The organism is Ectothiorhodospira sp. 9100 (assembly GCF_022227565.1).
Taxonomy (GTDB): Bacteria; Pseudomonadota; Gammaproteobacteria; order Ectothiorhodospirales; family Ectothiorhodospiraceae; genus Ectothiorhodospira; species Ectothiorhodospira marina.
Map to the genome: position 1 here is coordinate 58,547 of NZ_JAJNAN010000002.1, position 15,226 is coordinate 73,772.

12 protein-coding genes and 1 pseudogene are annotated in these 15,226 nt (G+C 64.7%); 6 read left to right on the forward strand and 7 right to left on the reverse strand.

Going from position 1 to position 15,226, the window contains the following annotated elements:
• Position 1 precedes the first annotated feature (1 nt).
• The 5 genes from LPW29_RS01170 to gshB are packed head-to-tail and all read right to left on the reverse strand — an operon-like array spanning position 2 to position 3,824.
• A complete protein-coding gene (locus LPW29_RS01170) occupies positions 2-886 on the reverse strand; it encodes an energy transducer TonB (protein ID WP_238626476.1) in 885 nt (294 codons plus the stop codon).
• Positions 883-1,392, reverse strand: a complete 510-nt coding sequence (locus tag LPW29_RS01175; protein ID WP_090255206.1) for a Gx transporter family protein — start codon at positions 1,390-1,392, stop codon at positions 883-885. The genes LPW29_RS01170 and LPW29_RS01175 overlap by 4 nt, the downstream gene beginning before the upstream one ends.
• A gap of 22 nt (positions 1,393-1,414) precedes the next feature.
• Positions 1,415-1,777, reverse strand: coding sequence for a NusG domain II-containing protein (locus tag LPW29_RS01180; protein WP_238626477.1), 363 nt, complete (start codon positions 1,775-1,777; stop codon positions 1,415-1,417).
• The gene (locus LPW29_RS01185) at positions 1,774-2,862 is read right to left on the reverse strand and encodes an FAD:protein FMN transferase (RefSeq protein ID WP_238626478.1); all 1,089 of its coding nucleotides are present in this window, start codon (positions 2,860-2,862) and stop codon (positions 1,774-1,776) included. Before LPW29_RS01185 ends, LPW29_RS01180 begins: the two co-directional genes overlap by 4 nt.
• Entirely contained in the window at positions 2,859-3,824 is a 966-nt protein-coding gene (gene gshB / locus LPW29_RS01190; RefSeq protein ID WP_238626479.1) for a glutathione synthase, read from the reverse strand. The genes LPW29_RS01185 and gshB overlap by 4 nt, the downstream gene beginning before the upstream one ends.
• Positions 3,825-3,965: 141 nt before the next feature.
• Here gshB and LPW29_RS01195 point away from each other — a divergent pair, with 141 nt between their 5' ends.
• From LPW29_RS01195 to LPW29_RS01220, 6 genes are all read left to right on the forward strand, one after another.
• Entirely contained in the window at positions 3,966-4,400 is a 435-nt protein-coding gene (locus LPW29_RS01195) for a response regulator (RefSeq protein ID WP_370642793.1), read from the forward strand.
• Positions 4,401-4,487: 87 nt separating this feature from the next.
• Positions 4,488-4,850: a response regulator gene (locus LPW29_RS01200; RefSeq protein WP_090255198.1), complete on the forward strand. Its 363-nt coding sequence runs from the start codon at positions 4,488-4,490 to the stop codon at positions 4,848-4,850.
• Positions 4,850-5,410, forward strand: coding sequence for a chemotaxis protein CheW (locus LPW29_RS01205; RefSeq protein WP_238626480.1), 561 nt, complete (start codon positions 4,850-4,852; stop codon positions 5,408-5,410). The genes LPW29_RS01200 and LPW29_RS01205 overlap by 1 nt, the downstream gene beginning before the upstream one ends.
• Positions 5,411-5,471: 61 nt before the next feature.
• Positions 5,472-7,568: a methyl-accepting chemotaxis protein gene (locus LPW29_RS01210; protein ID WP_238626481.1), complete on the forward strand. Its 2,097-nt coding sequence runs from the start codon at positions 5,472-5,474 to the stop codon at positions 7,566-7,568.
• Between the two features lie 85 nt (positions 7,569-7,653).
• Positions 7,654-13,149 carry a hybrid sensor histidine kinase/response regulator gene (locus LPW29_RS01215; RefSeq protein WP_238626482.1) on the forward strand — a complete coding sequence of 1,832 codons (5,496 nt, stop codon included), beginning with the start codon at positions 7,654-7,656 and terminating at the stop codon, positions 13,147-13,149.
• Positions 13,146-13,613 carry a chemotaxis protein CheW gene (locus LPW29_RS01220; protein ID WP_238626483.1) on the forward strand — a complete coding sequence of 156 codons (468 nt, stop codon included), beginning with the start codon at positions 13,146-13,148 and terminating at the stop codon, positions 13,611-13,613. Before LPW29_RS01215 ends, LPW29_RS01220 begins: the two co-directional genes overlap by 4 nt.
• Here LPW29_RS01220 and LPW29_RS01225 read toward each other — a convergent pair whose 3' ends face one another.
• Complete coding sequence (locus tag LPW29_RS01225) at positions 13,614-14,378, reverse strand: 16S rRNA (uracil(1498)-N(3))-methyltransferase (protein WP_238626484.1); 765 nt, start codon at positions 14,376-14,378, stop codon at positions 13,614-13,616. It abuts the gene before it with no gap.
• 73 nt (positions 14,379-14,451) lie between these two features.
• Positions 14,452-15,135 (reverse strand): annotated as a pseudogene (locus tag LPW29_RS01230) (ATP-binding protein); the annotation flags it as partial.
• Positions 15,136-15,226: the final 91 nt, after the last annotated feature.

A 15,226-nucleotide genomic window follows, 5' to 3' on the forward strand; every position in this document is an offset into this window, starting at 1 on the left:
CTCAACGGGTGCGCAGGGTCTGGTTGCCCTGGAACACCCAGGTACGGGTGATCATGATCTGATCGTAGGAGCGGCGCATGTCGGCGGGGAAGGGGGCAAAGGGGGCTGCGAGCTGCACGATGCGTCGGGCCGCGTCATCCAGTACCCGCTCTCCGGAGCTGTTGCCCACCTCGATGCTGACCACCTCGCCCTCCCGGTTCACCAGCACGCTGAGCACCAGCGAGCCCGACAGGCGCTGGCGCCGCGCCTCGTCCGGGTAGTTGAGGTTGCCCACCCGCTCCACCTTGCGCACCCAGGCATCCAGATAACTGGCTTCCACCGCAGACTTGGCGCTCAGGGCATCCACGTAGTGGGTGCGGGGGCGATGACCATGACGCCGGTTCTGTTCGGATATCTCCGAACTCAAACGCGCCATCTGCAGGCTGCGTTCCACCAGTTCATCCGTGGTCAACTCCCGGCTGGGGGCCGGGACCTCGGTGGGAGCATCCGGTGCGCTGGGTTGCTGGCTCTGCTCGGCGGTGATCACTTCCACTGCTTCCCGGGGTGTGGACTCCGGGGCCCCGGCGCGCACCGCTTCCGGCGCCAGGCCATCGGTGGGCCTGAGCAGCGGCGCGGTGACCGGGCTGCTGGGGCGCTCTTCTTCAGCCTCGCGGCCGCTGGCCTGCTGATCCACCTGGGCGATGTGGCGGGCATCCACGGGCGCTTCCCGCGACTGCGACTGAACCAGGACCACGTCCATCATGGGAGGTTGGGCCGGAGAGTGTGCCGGTTCGAAGTCGAAGCCCAGGCCGAAGATGACGATGCCATGGATTGCCAGTGCCAGGAAGATGCCCAGGCCCAGGCGATCGCCGGCTGTCACTGTGCTGGAGGGGGGTAAGCTGCTCACGCTGGGGGCGAAAGCCGTCGTTGCATCAGGACGGCCATTGTACCGCTCACCAGGCCGAAAATCAGTGAGAAGGTGAGCAGCACCGGCAGCAGCTTGAGCAAGCTGGCGTGGGGGATGAACAGCCACCAGGCCAGCAGGAACTGACCCAGCATGTGCGCCAGGGCCGCCAACACGCACAGCCCCATGGGGCTCAGGGTCCGACCCGCCAGGCGATGGGCCAGGCCCAGGGCGGTGAGGCTGCACAGGGCCCCGGCAGCACTGAGCCAGAAGGTGGGGCTGAGAAAGGTGCCGATCACCAGGCTGCCGGCCAGCACCCGCAGGCCGGTGACCCAGGCGGCCATGCGCCAGCCGTAGAGCACCAGCACCAGTACGGTGATCACATTGGCCAGGCCGGGCTTGACCCCTGGCAGGGGGCTGGGAAAGGCGGCCTCAAGAATGTGCACGGCAATGGCCAGGGCGGCCAGCCAGGCAATCCGATGGTCTTCGCGGGTGGTGGCAATCTGCACGGGCGTCAGGCAAAGGCGGGGATCAGTAGTTCATGCTGTCAAATTCGGCTTCATCGCCCAGCACCTCGATGATCACCCGGTTGGGCAGGCTCACCGCCATGTCGCCGGCTCGCTTCAGCCAGCCGGCACTCTGGCAGATGCCCTGGGTGCCGGGGGAGGCAGCACAGCGTGCGGCGCCATCGGCAATCTCCACCACGGTGATGCCGGCGGGCCCGGTGATCTCCAGTTGTTGGGCCTCGTCGAGGGGCAGCCGAGCCACTTCCTCATTGCCAGAGATCACCCGTACCTGCGTGGCGGGGGCACCCGGGCTCCACAGCCAGGCATAGGTGCCGGCCACGAGGCCGCAGGCCAGCAGGATCACCAGGGCATCGGCGCGGGTGATCATGCCGGTGGGGAGACAGAGGCCGTCTCCAGGCTGTCATCGGGCAGCGGGGTGATGATCTGTTCCTTGGGTTCGGACTCGAAGCGCACGCGCTTCTCCATGGCCGGCGTCATGTACACCACGCCCGCATCATCAATGAGCATGACCTTCTCGATGCCCAGGCGGGCGGCGATACGGGGCCAGTCGTCGGCACCGGCGATGAACAGGGCAGTGCTGGCGACGTCCGCCTTGGCGGCATCCTGGTGGATCACCGTGACCGATCGGGTGCCCCGTGCCGGGTGGCCGGTGCGGGGATCAAGGATGTGGTGATAGCGCTCGCCTTCATGCATGAAGAAGCGTTCATAGTCACCGGACGTGAAGACGGCTTCGTCGCCCTGGGTCTCGATGGCCGCGATGACGCCCTGCGCCTCGGGCGAACGCACGCCGATACGCCAGGGACGGTTGCCCGGACGGCCAATGGCACGCAGATCGCCTCCGGCATTGAGGATGGCATGCTCCACGCCCAACTCCTTGAGGTGTTCCATGGCCTGGTGCAGGCCATACCCCTTGGCGTAGGCCCCCAGGTCCAGGCGCACGGCGGTGTTGGAACTGCGCATGCGGATGCCGTCGATGTGCACATCGTCCATGGTCGGGTCCTGGTCCAGGATCGCCTGGATCTCCTCTTCCGCCGGTGGTGGCCCCTGGGGGGCGTCCGATTGGAACCCCCATAGGGCAAACAATTGCCCCAGGGCCGGGTTGAACAATCCTTCCGTGGCCTCGGAGAGGCGTTGGGCCTCGATGATCAGCGGCAACACCGAGGGGTTGGCGGAGAATTCCATGCCCGTGGCCAGGAGTTGGTTGGTGCGCCCCATGGCACCCGGCTCCCAGGCATGCCAGGCACCATGCATGTAGTCCAGGTCCGCCTGTACCGTCTCGGCGGCCGTGCGGGCCAGTTCCCGGTCTGCGGTATAGATGTTCAGCTCCACGATGGTGCCGAAGGCGATGAAGCGGTCACGGTGAATCTCCGGGCGCTCGCAGCCGACCATCAGGGCCGTGGCCACGGCGATGACCAGTGCCAAGGTGACCTTGCGAAGCATTCCCCGACTCATGCCGCAACCTCCAGCTTCCGGGCAATGGCAGCCATGAGTTGATCCCCGATATCCAGCCCGAACAGGGCGTCCAGTTCCCGGATGCAGGTGGGACTGGTGACATTGATCTCGGTGAGGTAATCGCCGATCACGTCCAGTCCCACAAAGGTCAGTCCCTTCTCCCTGAGCCTGGGGCCCACCTGCTGGCAGATCCACTCGTCCCGGTCGTTGAGTGCCAGGCCTTCGCCCCGTCCTCCCACGGCCAGGTTGGCGCGGTTCTCGCCCTTCGCCGGGATGCGGGCCAGGGCGTAGGGTACGGGCTTGCCATCAATGAGCAGGATACGCTTGTCGCCCTGGCGGTATTCGGGCAGGAAACGTTGTGCCATCACCGTGCGGGTGCCCCGTTGGGTGATGGTCTCCAGGATGACCCCCGTATTGCTGTCGCCCGGGGTGAGCCGGAACACGGAAGCGCCCCCCATGCCATCCAGGGGTTTGACCACGATATCCCCTTGCCGCGCCATGAATTCACGGATGCGGCCCGGGTCGCGGCTGACCAGGGTGGGGGGGCAGCACTGGGGAAACCATGCGGTGAACAGCTTTTCATTGGCATCCCGCAGGCTGGCGGGGTGATTCACCACATGGCAGCCTTCGGCCATGGCCAGCTCCAGCAGATAGGTGGTGTAGATGTACTCCATGTCGAAGGGCGGATCCTTGCGCATGAGGATCACGTCCAGGTCGGCCAGCGGGTGGGGGCTGGCCTCACCCAGATCGTACCAGCGTGCCGGGTCGTCCTGCACTGCGAGCGGGCGGGAGCGGGTCAGCACGCGGCCGTCCTCCAGCCACAGGTCGCCCTGTTCCATGTAATGCAGGTGCCAGCCCCGTGACTGGGCTGCCAGTAGCATGGCCAGGGTGGAGTCTTTTTTCACCTGGATGCCCTGAATGGGATCCATGACTACGCCCAATCGGATGTCTGTGCCGTTCATCGGCCCACCCCACACGCTTGAAAGGATAATGGGTGCATCATACAAGACAGCAATGGCAAAGCCATTGGCCGCTGCCGGGAGTTTTGTTTGATACGGCCCTGGCCATGGAGTAGATTCAGGGGCCTGTCTGGATACAACGGCATGCACGGGGGCGTCGTGAGCGAACACACCGAGGAAGGCGGTAACGAGGGTCAGGAGGATCTCTCAGGACTCAAGGTGATGGTCATCGACGACAGCAAGACGATTCGCCGCACGGCGGAGACGCTGCTGAAAAAGCACGGCTGCGAGGTCGTGACCGCCACCGACGGCTTTGAGGCCCTGGCCAAGATTGCCGAGCATAAACCGGACATCATCTTCGTGGACATCATGATGCCGCGGCTGGACGGCTACCAGACCTGCGCACTCATCAAGCACAACCGACTGTTCAAGCAGACACCGGTGATCATGCTGTCCAGCAAGGACAGCATCTTCGACAAGGCCCGGGGGCGTATCGTTGGCTCGGAACAGTACCTGACCAAACCCTTCACCCGCGACGATCTGCTGGGTGCCATCAGGTCGCATGTCAGGAAACAATAGGCCAGGCCCTGGGTGGGGCCGCCCATACCCGGCCCGTGGTGCCTCCCCGGCGCATGAGGCCCAGAGCATCCATAGGGAGACCATGTCATGACCCGCATCCTGGTGGTCGATGATTCACCCACCGAACTGCATGTGATCAAAACCATGCTGGGCAAGCATGGCTATGAGGTGAGCACTGCTTCCAGTGGTGAGGATGGCATGGCCAAGGCGCGGGAAACCCTGCCGGACCTCATCCTCATGGATGTGGTCATGCCGGGCCTCAACGGTTTTCAGGCCACCCGGCAACTGAGTCAGGACGCCGCAACTGCCAAGATCCCCGTCATCGTGGTCACCACCAAGGACCAGGAAACCGATCGGGTCTGGGCCATGCGTCAGGGTGCGCGGGATTACATCGTCAAACCCGTGAAGGAGAAGGATCTGCTGGAACGGCTGAAGGATATCCTGCCTTGATGGCGTCCCACCAGACCCACATGGTGGCCTCGGACCCCTTTGCCTACCTGGTATCCATTGAGCGCAAGGGCCGTTCGCTGGGTGGGCAGTTGCCCATCCAGGATGAGCTGCGCGGGGCCTGGAAGGGCGTCTTGTTCCGCCTTCATGGTGAGTCGCTGCTGGCCCCCATGGAGCAGGTGGCCGAGATTGTCACGCCGCCTTCGTTTACGCGCATCCCCGGGGTCAGGCCCTGGGCCCTGGGCATGGCCAATATGCGCGGCAATCTGCTGCCCATGATGGATCTGCATGGGTTCGTGTTCGGCGAAAACCTGGAATTCGATCCGCGGCGGCAACGCCTGCTGGTGATGAATCATCAGGGCGTGTATGCCGGGTTGCTGGTGGAGACCGTACTGGGCATGAAGCACTACTGGCGGGAAGAGCGACTGGATCAGACTCCCGAAGTGGATTCGCGCCTGCAACCCTACCTGGCCGGGGCCTGCCGCCGAGGTGATGAACACCTGGCGGTTTTCAGTCCATGGAAACTGGTGGACGACGAACGATTCATGAACATCTCGGCGTAAGCCGGAATCACACACAGGGTGCCATGGCAGCAGACGCCCATGGCGGGTCGAGGGAGACACGATGAAATCGCCTTCAAGTGACGGGGCCGCGAAGATGGGTATCAGCCGGGGCATGGCGGTGCTCACCGGCATTGTGGTGCTGTTGATGCTGCTGACTGTGTCCGCCTTCGTGTACTACACCATGCAGGTGGGCAACAGCCGCGACTACGCAGCCGTGGCGGCAGACCAGCGATTGTGGGTTCAGCGTCTGGAATCCCGGATCCCGATGGCCGCGGCGGGAGAGGATGCCGCCTTTGTCGAATTGCGACGTCACCGGGATCGTCTGGATGCCTCGCTGACCCGTTTGCGGGATGGTGATGCCGACATCACGCCGGTCTCCGGAGCCCTGACCGGGCCGCTGGGCGATCTGCGTGGCGCCTGGGACAGTTTCCGTCCTCCCCTGAATGGCCTGCTGGATGCCCGTGCCACCCTGGCCGATGCCAGTGAGCGCGCCGGGCGTGCCGCCTCGGCACTGTTCCAGTTGCGCGAGTCGGCGGAGGTGTTGGCCGGCGATCTGGCGGAGGTCGGGGCGCAGTCCGACCGGGTCTACCTGGCTGCCCGTATCGCCATGGGCACCCGGGATATGGAGCGGGATCTGCTGCTCGTCGAGGCTGGCGAGGGGCTTCCTGGCAGCGCCCAGCGTCTGGAGCAGGGGCTGCGGCGGGTGGAAGCGGACAGCAATCGCCTGCAGGCCTTTGCATCGCCGGAAAATGATGTGGCACCGGCCATGACAGACCGGATGAGCCAGATTCAGGGCCATCTGGACAGCTTGCGCCCCGACCTTCAGGCTCTGGCGGGGCTGTCTTCCAGCCTGGCCCGCGTGTCCACCTCCGCCGAACAGTCGAGTGCCCAGGCCGTCGAATTGCTGGCTGCGGTGGGCGGCTTTCAGGAGGCCGTGGATCGCCATGCTGCCGGGCTGAGCAAGTGGGTGATTGCCGGTTACCTGCTGGCGACCCTGACGGTGATGACCATCGGCCTGCTGGCCTATCTTTTCTATCAGGACGCCCAGCGCCGACTGGCGGTGACCACGGAGCAGAATCGTCGCAACCAGCGAGCCATCCTGCGCCTGCTGGACGAGATGACCAACCTGGCCGAGGGCGACCTGACCGTGCATGCCACGGTAACCGAGGACATCACCGGCGCCATCGCCGACTCGGTGAACTACGCCATCGATGCCCTGCGCAGCCTGGTGACCACCATCAACCAGACGGCCATGCAGGTCTCCACCGCCGCGGTGAAGACTCAGGCCACCGCCTTGCGCCTGGCCGATGCCTCCAATCATCAGGCCCGGGAGATCGCCTCTGCCTCTTCCGGCGTGACCGATATGGCCGACTCCATCGAACAGGTCTCCCGCTCCGCCGAGTCCTCCGCCGAAGTGGCGCAAAAGTCGGTGCAGATCGCCTCCAAGGGGGCGCTCACCGTGCGCAAGACCATCGACGGCATGGACACCATCCGCGAGCAGATCCAGGAGACCTCCAAGCGGATCAAGCGCCTGGGTGAATCCTCCCAGGAGATCGGCGATATCGTCAGTTTGATCACCGATATTGCCGACCAGACCAACATCCTCGCCCTGAATGCCGCCATCCAGGCCTCGTCTGCCGGTGAAGCCGGACGCGGATTCGCGGTGGTGGCTGACGAGGTGCAGCGTCTGGCCGAGCGTTCGTCCAACGCCAGCAAGCAGATCGAGGCCCTGGTCAAGACCATCCAGGCAGACACCAAGGAGGCGGTCATCTCCATGGAGCAGTCCACCTCCAACGTGGTGGGCGGCGCCAAGCTGGCCTTCGACGCCGGCGATGCCCTGGCCGAGATCGAGGGCGTGTCCCACCAACTGGCGGACCTGATCGCCAACATCTCCAAGGCGGCGCGCCAGCAATCCGAGGTGGCGCAGAACATCTCCAACACCATGAATGTCATTCAGGAGATCACCATGCAGACCTCCGATGGCACCAACGAGACGGCCGTCTCCATCGGCAATCTGGCCAACCTGGCCTCCGAACTGCGCAAGTCGGTCTCCGGCTTCAAGCTGCCTGAATCCGAGCAGTTGGAGACGGTGATCATCGACCCCGCCGGGGAGCGCCAGGGAGACAAGCCCGGCCAATCCGGTGAGGGTCAGCCCTGATGACGCTTGAGCCTTCAGCGCAATGACCTGCGGGGCACGACGATCGCCGGTTCGCTAACACCATCGGGAACAGGCTGGGTGGGCCATGAGAGAAGACAGCCGAGAATATAGCGCCCTGCACTGGGTGAAGAAGGAGCTGGATGCGCTGCTGGTGGAGGCCCGCGTCGCCCTGGAAGCTTATCTGGAGGACAGCGCTCAGACCGATCGGGTGCAGGAAACCCGCGCCTGTCTGCGGCAGGTGGAAGGTACCCTGCAGATGGTGGAACTGTATGGCGCCGCCATGCTGGCTCGCGAGATGGAGGCCCTGACCACCGCCCTGGAGGAGGATACGGTCACCAGCCGTGATGAGGCCTTCGAGGTGCTCATGCGGGCCATCCTGCAATTGCCCGACTACCTGGAGCACATCCAGACCGGCCACCGCGACATCCCCATTGTCCTGTTGCCGCTGCTTAACGACCTGCGCACCATCCGCAAAGCCGGTTTGCTCAGCGAGAACGTGCTGTTCTTCCCTCTCCTGGTGGAAGGCGATGCCCTGCCGGTGCAATCGGCTGCCGAGCCCCAGGAGGACGTCCGCGAATGGGCGCGCACCCACCGTCACCACTATCAGCGGGGGCTGCTGGCGGTGTTGCGGGGCCAGAACGTCAAGGCTGGCCTGCACCGCATGGACCGGGTCATCAGTGGGCTGCGCCGCAATGCCCACGAGGCCTCAGTGCGCCGGTTGTTTGCCATCGCCGCTGCCGTCACCGAGGCTCTGACCGATGAGGGGCTGGAGCCTGGCGCGGCCGTCAAGCAGCTGCTTGGCACCCTGGATCGTCAGATCCGTGCCCTGGTCGACCAGGGTGAGCAGGCCATGGCGGATCGGATTCCCGAGGAGCTGGTTCGCAACCTGCTTTACTACGTGGCCCGGGCCCGCTCTGAAGGTGAGCAGGTACGGACAATCCAGCAGGCCTACCGACTCAGTGAGCTGGTGCCCGACGAAGCGGATCTGGAAGCCGCCCTGGAAGGGCTGCGCGCCCCCAATCAGGAACTGATGAGTGCGGTTGCCAAGGTGATTCGAGAGGATCTGGCCGACGTCAAGGATAGCCTGGACGTCTTCATGCACAGCGGGGGCCGCCGTGGCGCGGACCTGGACCCTCTGGTGGACAAGCTGCATGGCATCGCCGATACCCTGGCCATGCTGGGCATGACCGAGCCCCGGGAGATTGCCCTGCGCGAAGCGGAGATTCTGGCTGCCATCGCCCGCGGCGAAACCGAGGCGGACGAGCAGGTGCTCATGCAGGCGGCCGCCGAGATGCTCAATGTGGAAGCGGCCATCGGTTCTGCCGTGGCGGGTGACACCGGGTCCGCACCGGAGCCGACGGCCGGACGTCTGCCGCCGAAGCTGGGGGGGCTGTCGCCGACGGACTCCCGTCCGGTGCTGGGGGCCCTCATCCGAGAGGCCCTGGCCGACATGAATCGAGCCAAGGAGGCCATCATCACCTTTTCCCAGGATCCCAGCCATGTGCGGGCCCTGGACGAGGTCCCCGGGTATCTGGATGCCATTGCCGGTGCCCTGTCCATTCTCAGCCTGGATGATGGTGTGGCTTTGCTGGCAGGCATCCGGGACTACCTGCGCGATACATGGATGCAGGATGGCCAGGTGGCTACGGAGGAGACCTTGTCCACCCTGGCTGATGCCATCACCGCAGTGGAATGTTATCTGGAGGACCTGGACTCGGGTCTGGGCGACCCCGACGCCATGATCGAACTGGGACGTTCTGCTCTGGCTCGTCTGGGGATCGAGGGCATGACGGACCCGGCGGGAGAGGCCCTGTTCCCGGATCTGTCCGAGCTGCCACAGGCCTCGGAAGAACTGGGGGATCTTGACGAGACACTGCTGGCCGGAGGAGAACGGGAACTCCCGGACCTGGAAGGGCCGGATGCCCCGCCTGAGGAGGCCGAGCCTGAAACCCTCCCGAGCGATGCGGGGGATGAAGATCGTACCCTGGTCACGCCGGGTCGTCTCCCTGAGGAGCAGGAAGAGGGCTGGCCGCCGTCATTTCTTGCCGAGCCCGACGCAACCCCGGAGGAGGACGCGAAAGAGGCCTTGCCCGAGGTGGAGGATCAGACCCTTCAACTGGAACCCCTGGAGCCCCTGGAGATGCTGGAATCCGGGGAGTTCGAGGCTGCGCCATTGCCTGAAACAACGCCCGACACCACTGGCGAGGAAGTTTACGGCACCGAATCCCTGGCGGTGTTTTCCGGTGAGCCCGACGATGACATCCTGGAGATCTTCCTGGAGGAGGCGGACGAGGAACTGGAGCGCATCCAGACCTGGCTGCCCCGCTGGCACGCCAATCCGCGGGACGAAGAGGCCCTGGCCACACTGAGACGCTCATACCACACCCTCAAGGGCAGTGGTCGCCTGGTGGGCGCGGAGTTGCTGGGCGAATTCGCCTGGGTCAACGAACACCTGCTCAACCGCATCATTGACCAGGTCATTCCCGTGGACGAGGCGGTGCTGAACCTCACCGAGGCCTCGCTGGAGGCCCTGCCCCAGTTGGTGGGGCAGATCCGCGGCGAGGGGAATCCGGACATCAACGTTCATGCCCTGATGGACCGGGCGCGGCAATTGGCATCGGCTCAGGAGGGGGCGTCAACGCCCCTGCCGGCCGCTGAGTCCACGCCTCCGGCCGAGGCGGAGCTCACCCTGGCCTCAGACGTCGATACCGATGCCCATGCCGATACCGGGGCGGAGAGGGAACCTCGTCTGGATCCTGTGTTATTCGATATCTACCGCACCGAGACCGAGCAGCATCTCCATGCCCTGGAAGAACTGATCGCCCAGGGGCGCCGGGATGCGGACGGACTGGAGGTGACGGAATCCCTGCAGCGCACCGTGCATACCCTCAATGGCAGCGCCCGCGCGGCGGATGTGCCCGAGGTCTCCTGCGTCTGCAGTGCCTGCGAGCGCTATCTCCGTGCCGTGGGGGAGGGCGAGCACCCGCGCCTGCCAGCGGCGTCGCTGGATGAACTGGAACAGATGCTGACCCATGTCCGTGTCGTGCTGGAGGCCCTGCTCCAGCCGGCGGGGGCGTGGGTGCCCGACGGCGCGGCACTGGAGACCCGTTTCCAGGCGTTGCATGACGAGGAACTGGCACGGCAGGAGGAGACTCGCCAGGCCCGCAGTCGGGAGGAAGACGCCACCGACGTCGAAAGCCCGGAAGCGAAAAGCGCCGAAGAGCCCGACGATGAACTCATGGACATCTTCCTGGAGGAGGCCAGCGACATCCTCAACGAGGTGGATAGCACCCTGGAACGCTGGAGCGAGGATCTGAATGATCAGGAACTGATCAACGCATTCCAGCGCCAACTCCACACCCTCAAGGGCGGCGCGCGCATGGCGGGGATCACTGCCATCGCCGACCTGAGCCATGCCCTGGAAAGCCTGATGATCGCCATCTCCGAGGGGGAGCGCCAGGCACAGTCATCCATGCTGGAGACCGTCCACCAGGGCGTCGATCGCCTCACCAGCATGGTGGAGCGAGCCCAACGGGGTGAACCTGTTCCGGTGGCGCCCGAGCTGGTGGCGCAGTTGCAAGACATGCGTGCGGGGGAGGCCACCCCCACCGTGGAATCGATGCCGGATCCGATGCCGGAATCACCCGTCACGCCCCCGCCTGCACCGGACATCTCGGAGCCTGTCCTGCCGCCTCAGCTGTTCACGCCGGAGCCGGAGCCCGCACCGGCCGCGCGTGCGGCCGGTGCGGGACAGGAACAGGTACGGGTGCGCGCCGATGTGTTGGATAACCTGGTCAACTTTGCGGGCGAGGTGAGCATCTACCATGCCCGTATGGAGCAGCAGATCACCGCCTTCGGGTTCAACCTGGGGGAGTTGTCCCAGACCATCGCCCGGTTGCGCGAGCAACTGCGCAAGCTGGAAATGGAGACCGAGGCCCAGATCCTGTTCCGACACGAACAGGAGCAGGGTGAGGAGGCCAAATGGCAGGAGGACTTTGACCCCCTGGAACTGGATCGTTATTCCAATATCCAGCAGCTTTCCCGGGCTCTGGCCGAGAGTGTCAACGACCTGGTGAGCATCCAGGATCTGCTCTCCGATCAGATACGTGATTCGGAAACCCTGCTGCAACAGCAATCCCGCGTCTCCACCGAGTTGCAGGAAGGGCTGATGCATACCCGTATGGTGCAGTTCGATACCATGGCTCCGCGGCTGCGACGCATTGTGCGGCAGACGGCCACGGAACTGGGCAAGCGGGTGGAACTCGATATCGAAGGGGAAGCCAGTGAGTTGGACCGCTCGGTCCTCGAACGCATGGTTGCGCCCCTTGAACACATGTTACGCAATGCCATCGCCCATGGCGTCGAGCCCCCGGAAAAACGTCTCAGCCAGGGGAAGGAGCCCGTGGGGCGCATCCTGTTGCGGGTCAGTCGAGAGGGTTCCGAAGTTGTCCTGCAGGTGAAGGACGACGGCGCCGGCATCCCCCTGGAGATGGTGCGGGAGAAGGTGCAACGCCTGGGACTGGTGCGGGACGTGGCGTCCCTGTCGGACCATGACCTGATGCAGTTCATCCTGGAATCGGGCTTCTCCACCGCCGACCAGGTGAGCCAGATCTCCGGGCGTGGGGTAGGCATGGACGTGGTCAACAGCGAGATCAAGCAATTGGGTGGCGTGCTGGCCATCGACAGCACCCAGGGGGAGGGCACCACATTCACCGTGCGTCTGCCCTTCACCCTGGCCATCACTCAGTCATTGCTGGTGCAGACCGGTGAGGATGTCTATGCCGTGCCCTTGTCCAGTATCGAGGGCATCGTACGCATGCGTGCCCGGGACCTGGATGTCCTGTATGCGGAGCAGGACCCCCAGTACGAATATGCTGGCAATCAGTATGAGGTGAAGCATCTGGGGGCCCTGCTGGATGTCTCCCAGCCGCAGTTGCACAATCCCGAGGCCATGTTCCCGGTGCTGCTGGTCCGCTCCGGTGATGTGCGCATCGCCTTGCAGGTGGACAATCTGCAGGGCAGCCGGGAGGTGGTGATCAAGTCCGTGGGGCCGCAGGTGGCCAAGGTCAAGGGCATCTCCGGTGCCACCATCCTGGGGGATGGCCGGGTGGTGATGATCCTGGATATCCCCGCCCTGGTACGTGCGGGTGCCGGTGTGCAACTCATCTATCACGGCGATGGCCATGCTGGAGCGGAGGAATCTCGGGCCACGATCATGGTGGTGGACGATTCCATCACCATCCGCAAGGTCACGGCCCGGGCTCTGGAGCGCCACCATTATCAGGTGCTGACCGCCAAGGATGGCCTGGACGCCCTCGCCCTGCTGCAGGACACGGTACCCGACCTGATCCTGCTGGACATCGAGATGCCGCGCATGGATGGTTTTGAACTGGCCACCCATGTGCGCAACGACCTGCGCCTGAGCCATATCCCCATCATCATGATCACCTCCCGCACCGGCGACAAACACCGGCAGCGGGCCCTGGAAATCGGCGTCAATCACTACCTGGGCAAGCCCTATCAGGAGGCCGACCTGCTGAGCCATATCCAGGAACTGTTGGAGGCCCAAGGCACCCGATGAGCGAGCAACCGGACAGCGTCAACTGTTTCATCATCTCCCTGCAGGAGCAGAATCTGCTGCTGCCCCAGTCGGTAGCGGTGGAAGTGGTGACCCAGCAGGTGGTGCGCGCCGTGCCCGGTGCCCCTGGGTGGCTACGTGGGGTGTTTGATTGGCGCCAGGCCCAGGTTCCCATCGTTTCCCTGGATACCCTGCTGCAGGTGCCCGAGGAGCGTCAGACCCGCATCAACCGTTTTGTGGTGCTGCACGGGGTGGAGCGCCACGCGGGTCTGGACTATTACGGGCTTCAGGTACGGGGGATTCCCCATCCGGTGAAGCTCAGTCCCACGGATATTGAACTGGAGCCCCGCCGAGAGGAAGACCCTCCGGTGATCGCCGCTCGCGTCCGGGCCAGTGGGGTGCTGTGCATCATCCCTGCCTTCGAGATGATGGAGGACATGCTCCAGGCGGGGCTGCAGGGGCTTTGATCAGCCCATGTCCCCCCAAAGGGACTGAATAATGGCCAGGGCTGCCACACCGGCGGTCTCGGTGCGCAGCACCCTGGGGCCCAGGCGCACCGGTGTCAGGCCACAGTGACGGGCCTGGGAGATCTCCCGTTCATCCAGGCCGCCCTCCGGTCCGATCAACAGTGTGACCGCTTGGGGCCGCGCCCTCGAGGCGGCCAGATCCCCAAGGCTCGACGTGGCCTCCGGGTCAAGGACCAACGACCATGAGGCGGTGTCCTCATCCGTGCGCTCCGGATGTTGCGTATCCAACCACTGGCTCAGGGGCAGGGGCGGTAGTAACTCGGGAATATCCGTGCGACCGCTTTGCTCACAGGCGCTGACGATCACCCCGCGCCAGTGTTCCTGACGCTTGTTCATGCGTTTGGGGTCTTCATGGGTCACGCTGCGCTTGGCCACCAGCGGCTGGATGCGGCTCACCCCCAGTTCCGTGGCCTTTTGCAGGCTGTAGTCCATCCGATCTCCCTTGGCGATGCCCTGCAGCAGGGTCACGTGAAGAGCCGGGCGGGTGTCCCGGGGGCGGTGTTCATCGATGTGCACCCGCGAGGCCCTGCGTTCGGCCAGGGTGAGGGTGGCGGCATATTCTCCGCCCTCACCATTGAAAAGCACCAGCGGCGCGCCGACCCGCAGCCGCAGCACCTGCACCACATGACGGTGGGCGCGCTCGTTCAGGGCGATCTCATCACCCGTTTGCAGGGGTTGATCGAGGAAGCAGCGGGGGATGCGCATGGGCAGGGTCCGGTCGCTATCGAGGGAAGGCGGCTCACCTTACCCGTTCTGTGCATCCCGCTCCAGCCCCGGATTATCCGCCCGTGTCCTGCCGCCACCGGTCCATGGCCCGGTAGCTCAGGGCTTCCATCAAATGCGCCTGTTGGATGGTTTCCTGCTCGTCCATGTCCGCCAGGGTACGGGCCACCCGCAGGATGCGGTGATAGCTGCGGGCCGATAGCCGGAACCGATCCATGGCCTGCTCCAGCAGACGCCGGTTGGCCGGGCTCAGTTCGGTCAGTCGCTCCAGTTCGCGCCCACAGAGGGCGGCATTCAGGCAGCCTTGTCGTTGTAGCTGGCCGTCGCGGCAGCGGAGCACCCGGGCCCGCACGGTGGCGCTGGATTCCGGGGCAGGGCTGCTCTCCATGAGCAGGTCCCGGGGCAGGCGCGGCACCTCGATGCACACATCAATGCGATCCAGTAGCGGCGCCGAGATGCGTCCGCGCTGACGCCTGCGTTGCTCCGGTGTGCAGCGACATTGGGGCCCCAGGTCGCAGTCGTATCCCTGGGGGCAGGGATTCATGGCCGCCACCAGTTGAAACCGCGCGGGGAACTCCGCCTGGTGTGCCGCCCGGGAGATGGTGATCTGTCCGGTCTCCAGGGGTTCGCGCAGCACGTCCAGCACTCGACGATCGAACTCGGCCATCTCGTCCAGGAACAGGATGCCGTTGTGGGCCAGGGAGATCTCCCCGGGGCGAGGGCGTGAGCCACTGTGAATTCCACAAAAAATGCCGATTGCAGCTATCATAGATCAATGACATGCAGCGATTCCAACAAGAATTGATCTGACCAGATAATAGGAATAAGCC

Coding starts and splice junctions, on each gene's coding strand:
- LPW29_RS01185 (WP_238626478.1), bottom strand. CDS start 2,862: ATGAGTCGGGGAATGCTTCGCAAGGTCACCTTGGCACTGGTCATCGCC.
- LPW29_RS01180 (WP_238626477.1), bottom strand. CDS start 1,777: ATGATCACCCGCGCCGATGCCCTGGTGATCCTGCTGGCCTGCGGCCTC.
- gshB (WP_238626479.1), bottom strand. CDS start 3,824: ATGAACGGCACAGACATCCGATTGGGCGTAGTCATGGATCCCATTCAG.
- LPW29_RS01225 (WP_238626484.1), bottom strand. CDS start 14,378: ATGCGCATCCCCCGCTGCTTCCTCGATCAACCCCTGCAAACGGGTGAT.
- LPW29_RS01215 (WP_238626482.1), top strand. CDS start 7,654: ATGAGAGAAGACAGCCGAGAATATAGCGCCCTGCACTGGGTGAAGAAG.
- LPW29_RS01200 (WP_090255198.1), top strand. CDS start 4,488: ATGACCCGCATCCTGGTGGTCGATGATTCACCCACCGAACTGCATGTG.
- LPW29_RS01195 (WP_370642793.1), top strand. CDS start 3,966: ATGCACGGGGGCGTCGTGAGCGAACACACCGAGGAAGGCGGTAACGAG.
- LPW29_RS01210 (WP_238626481.1), top strand. CDS start 5,472: ATGAAATCGCCTTCAAGTGACGGGGCCGCGAAGATGGGTATCAGCCGG.
- LPW29_RS01220 (WP_238626483.1), top strand. CDS start 13,146: ATGAGCGAGCAACCGGACAGCGTCAACTGTTTCATCATCTCCCTGCAG.
- LPW29_RS01205 (WP_238626480.1), top strand. CDS start 4,850: ATGGCGTCCCACCAGACCCACATGGTGGCCTCGGACCCCTTTGCCTAC.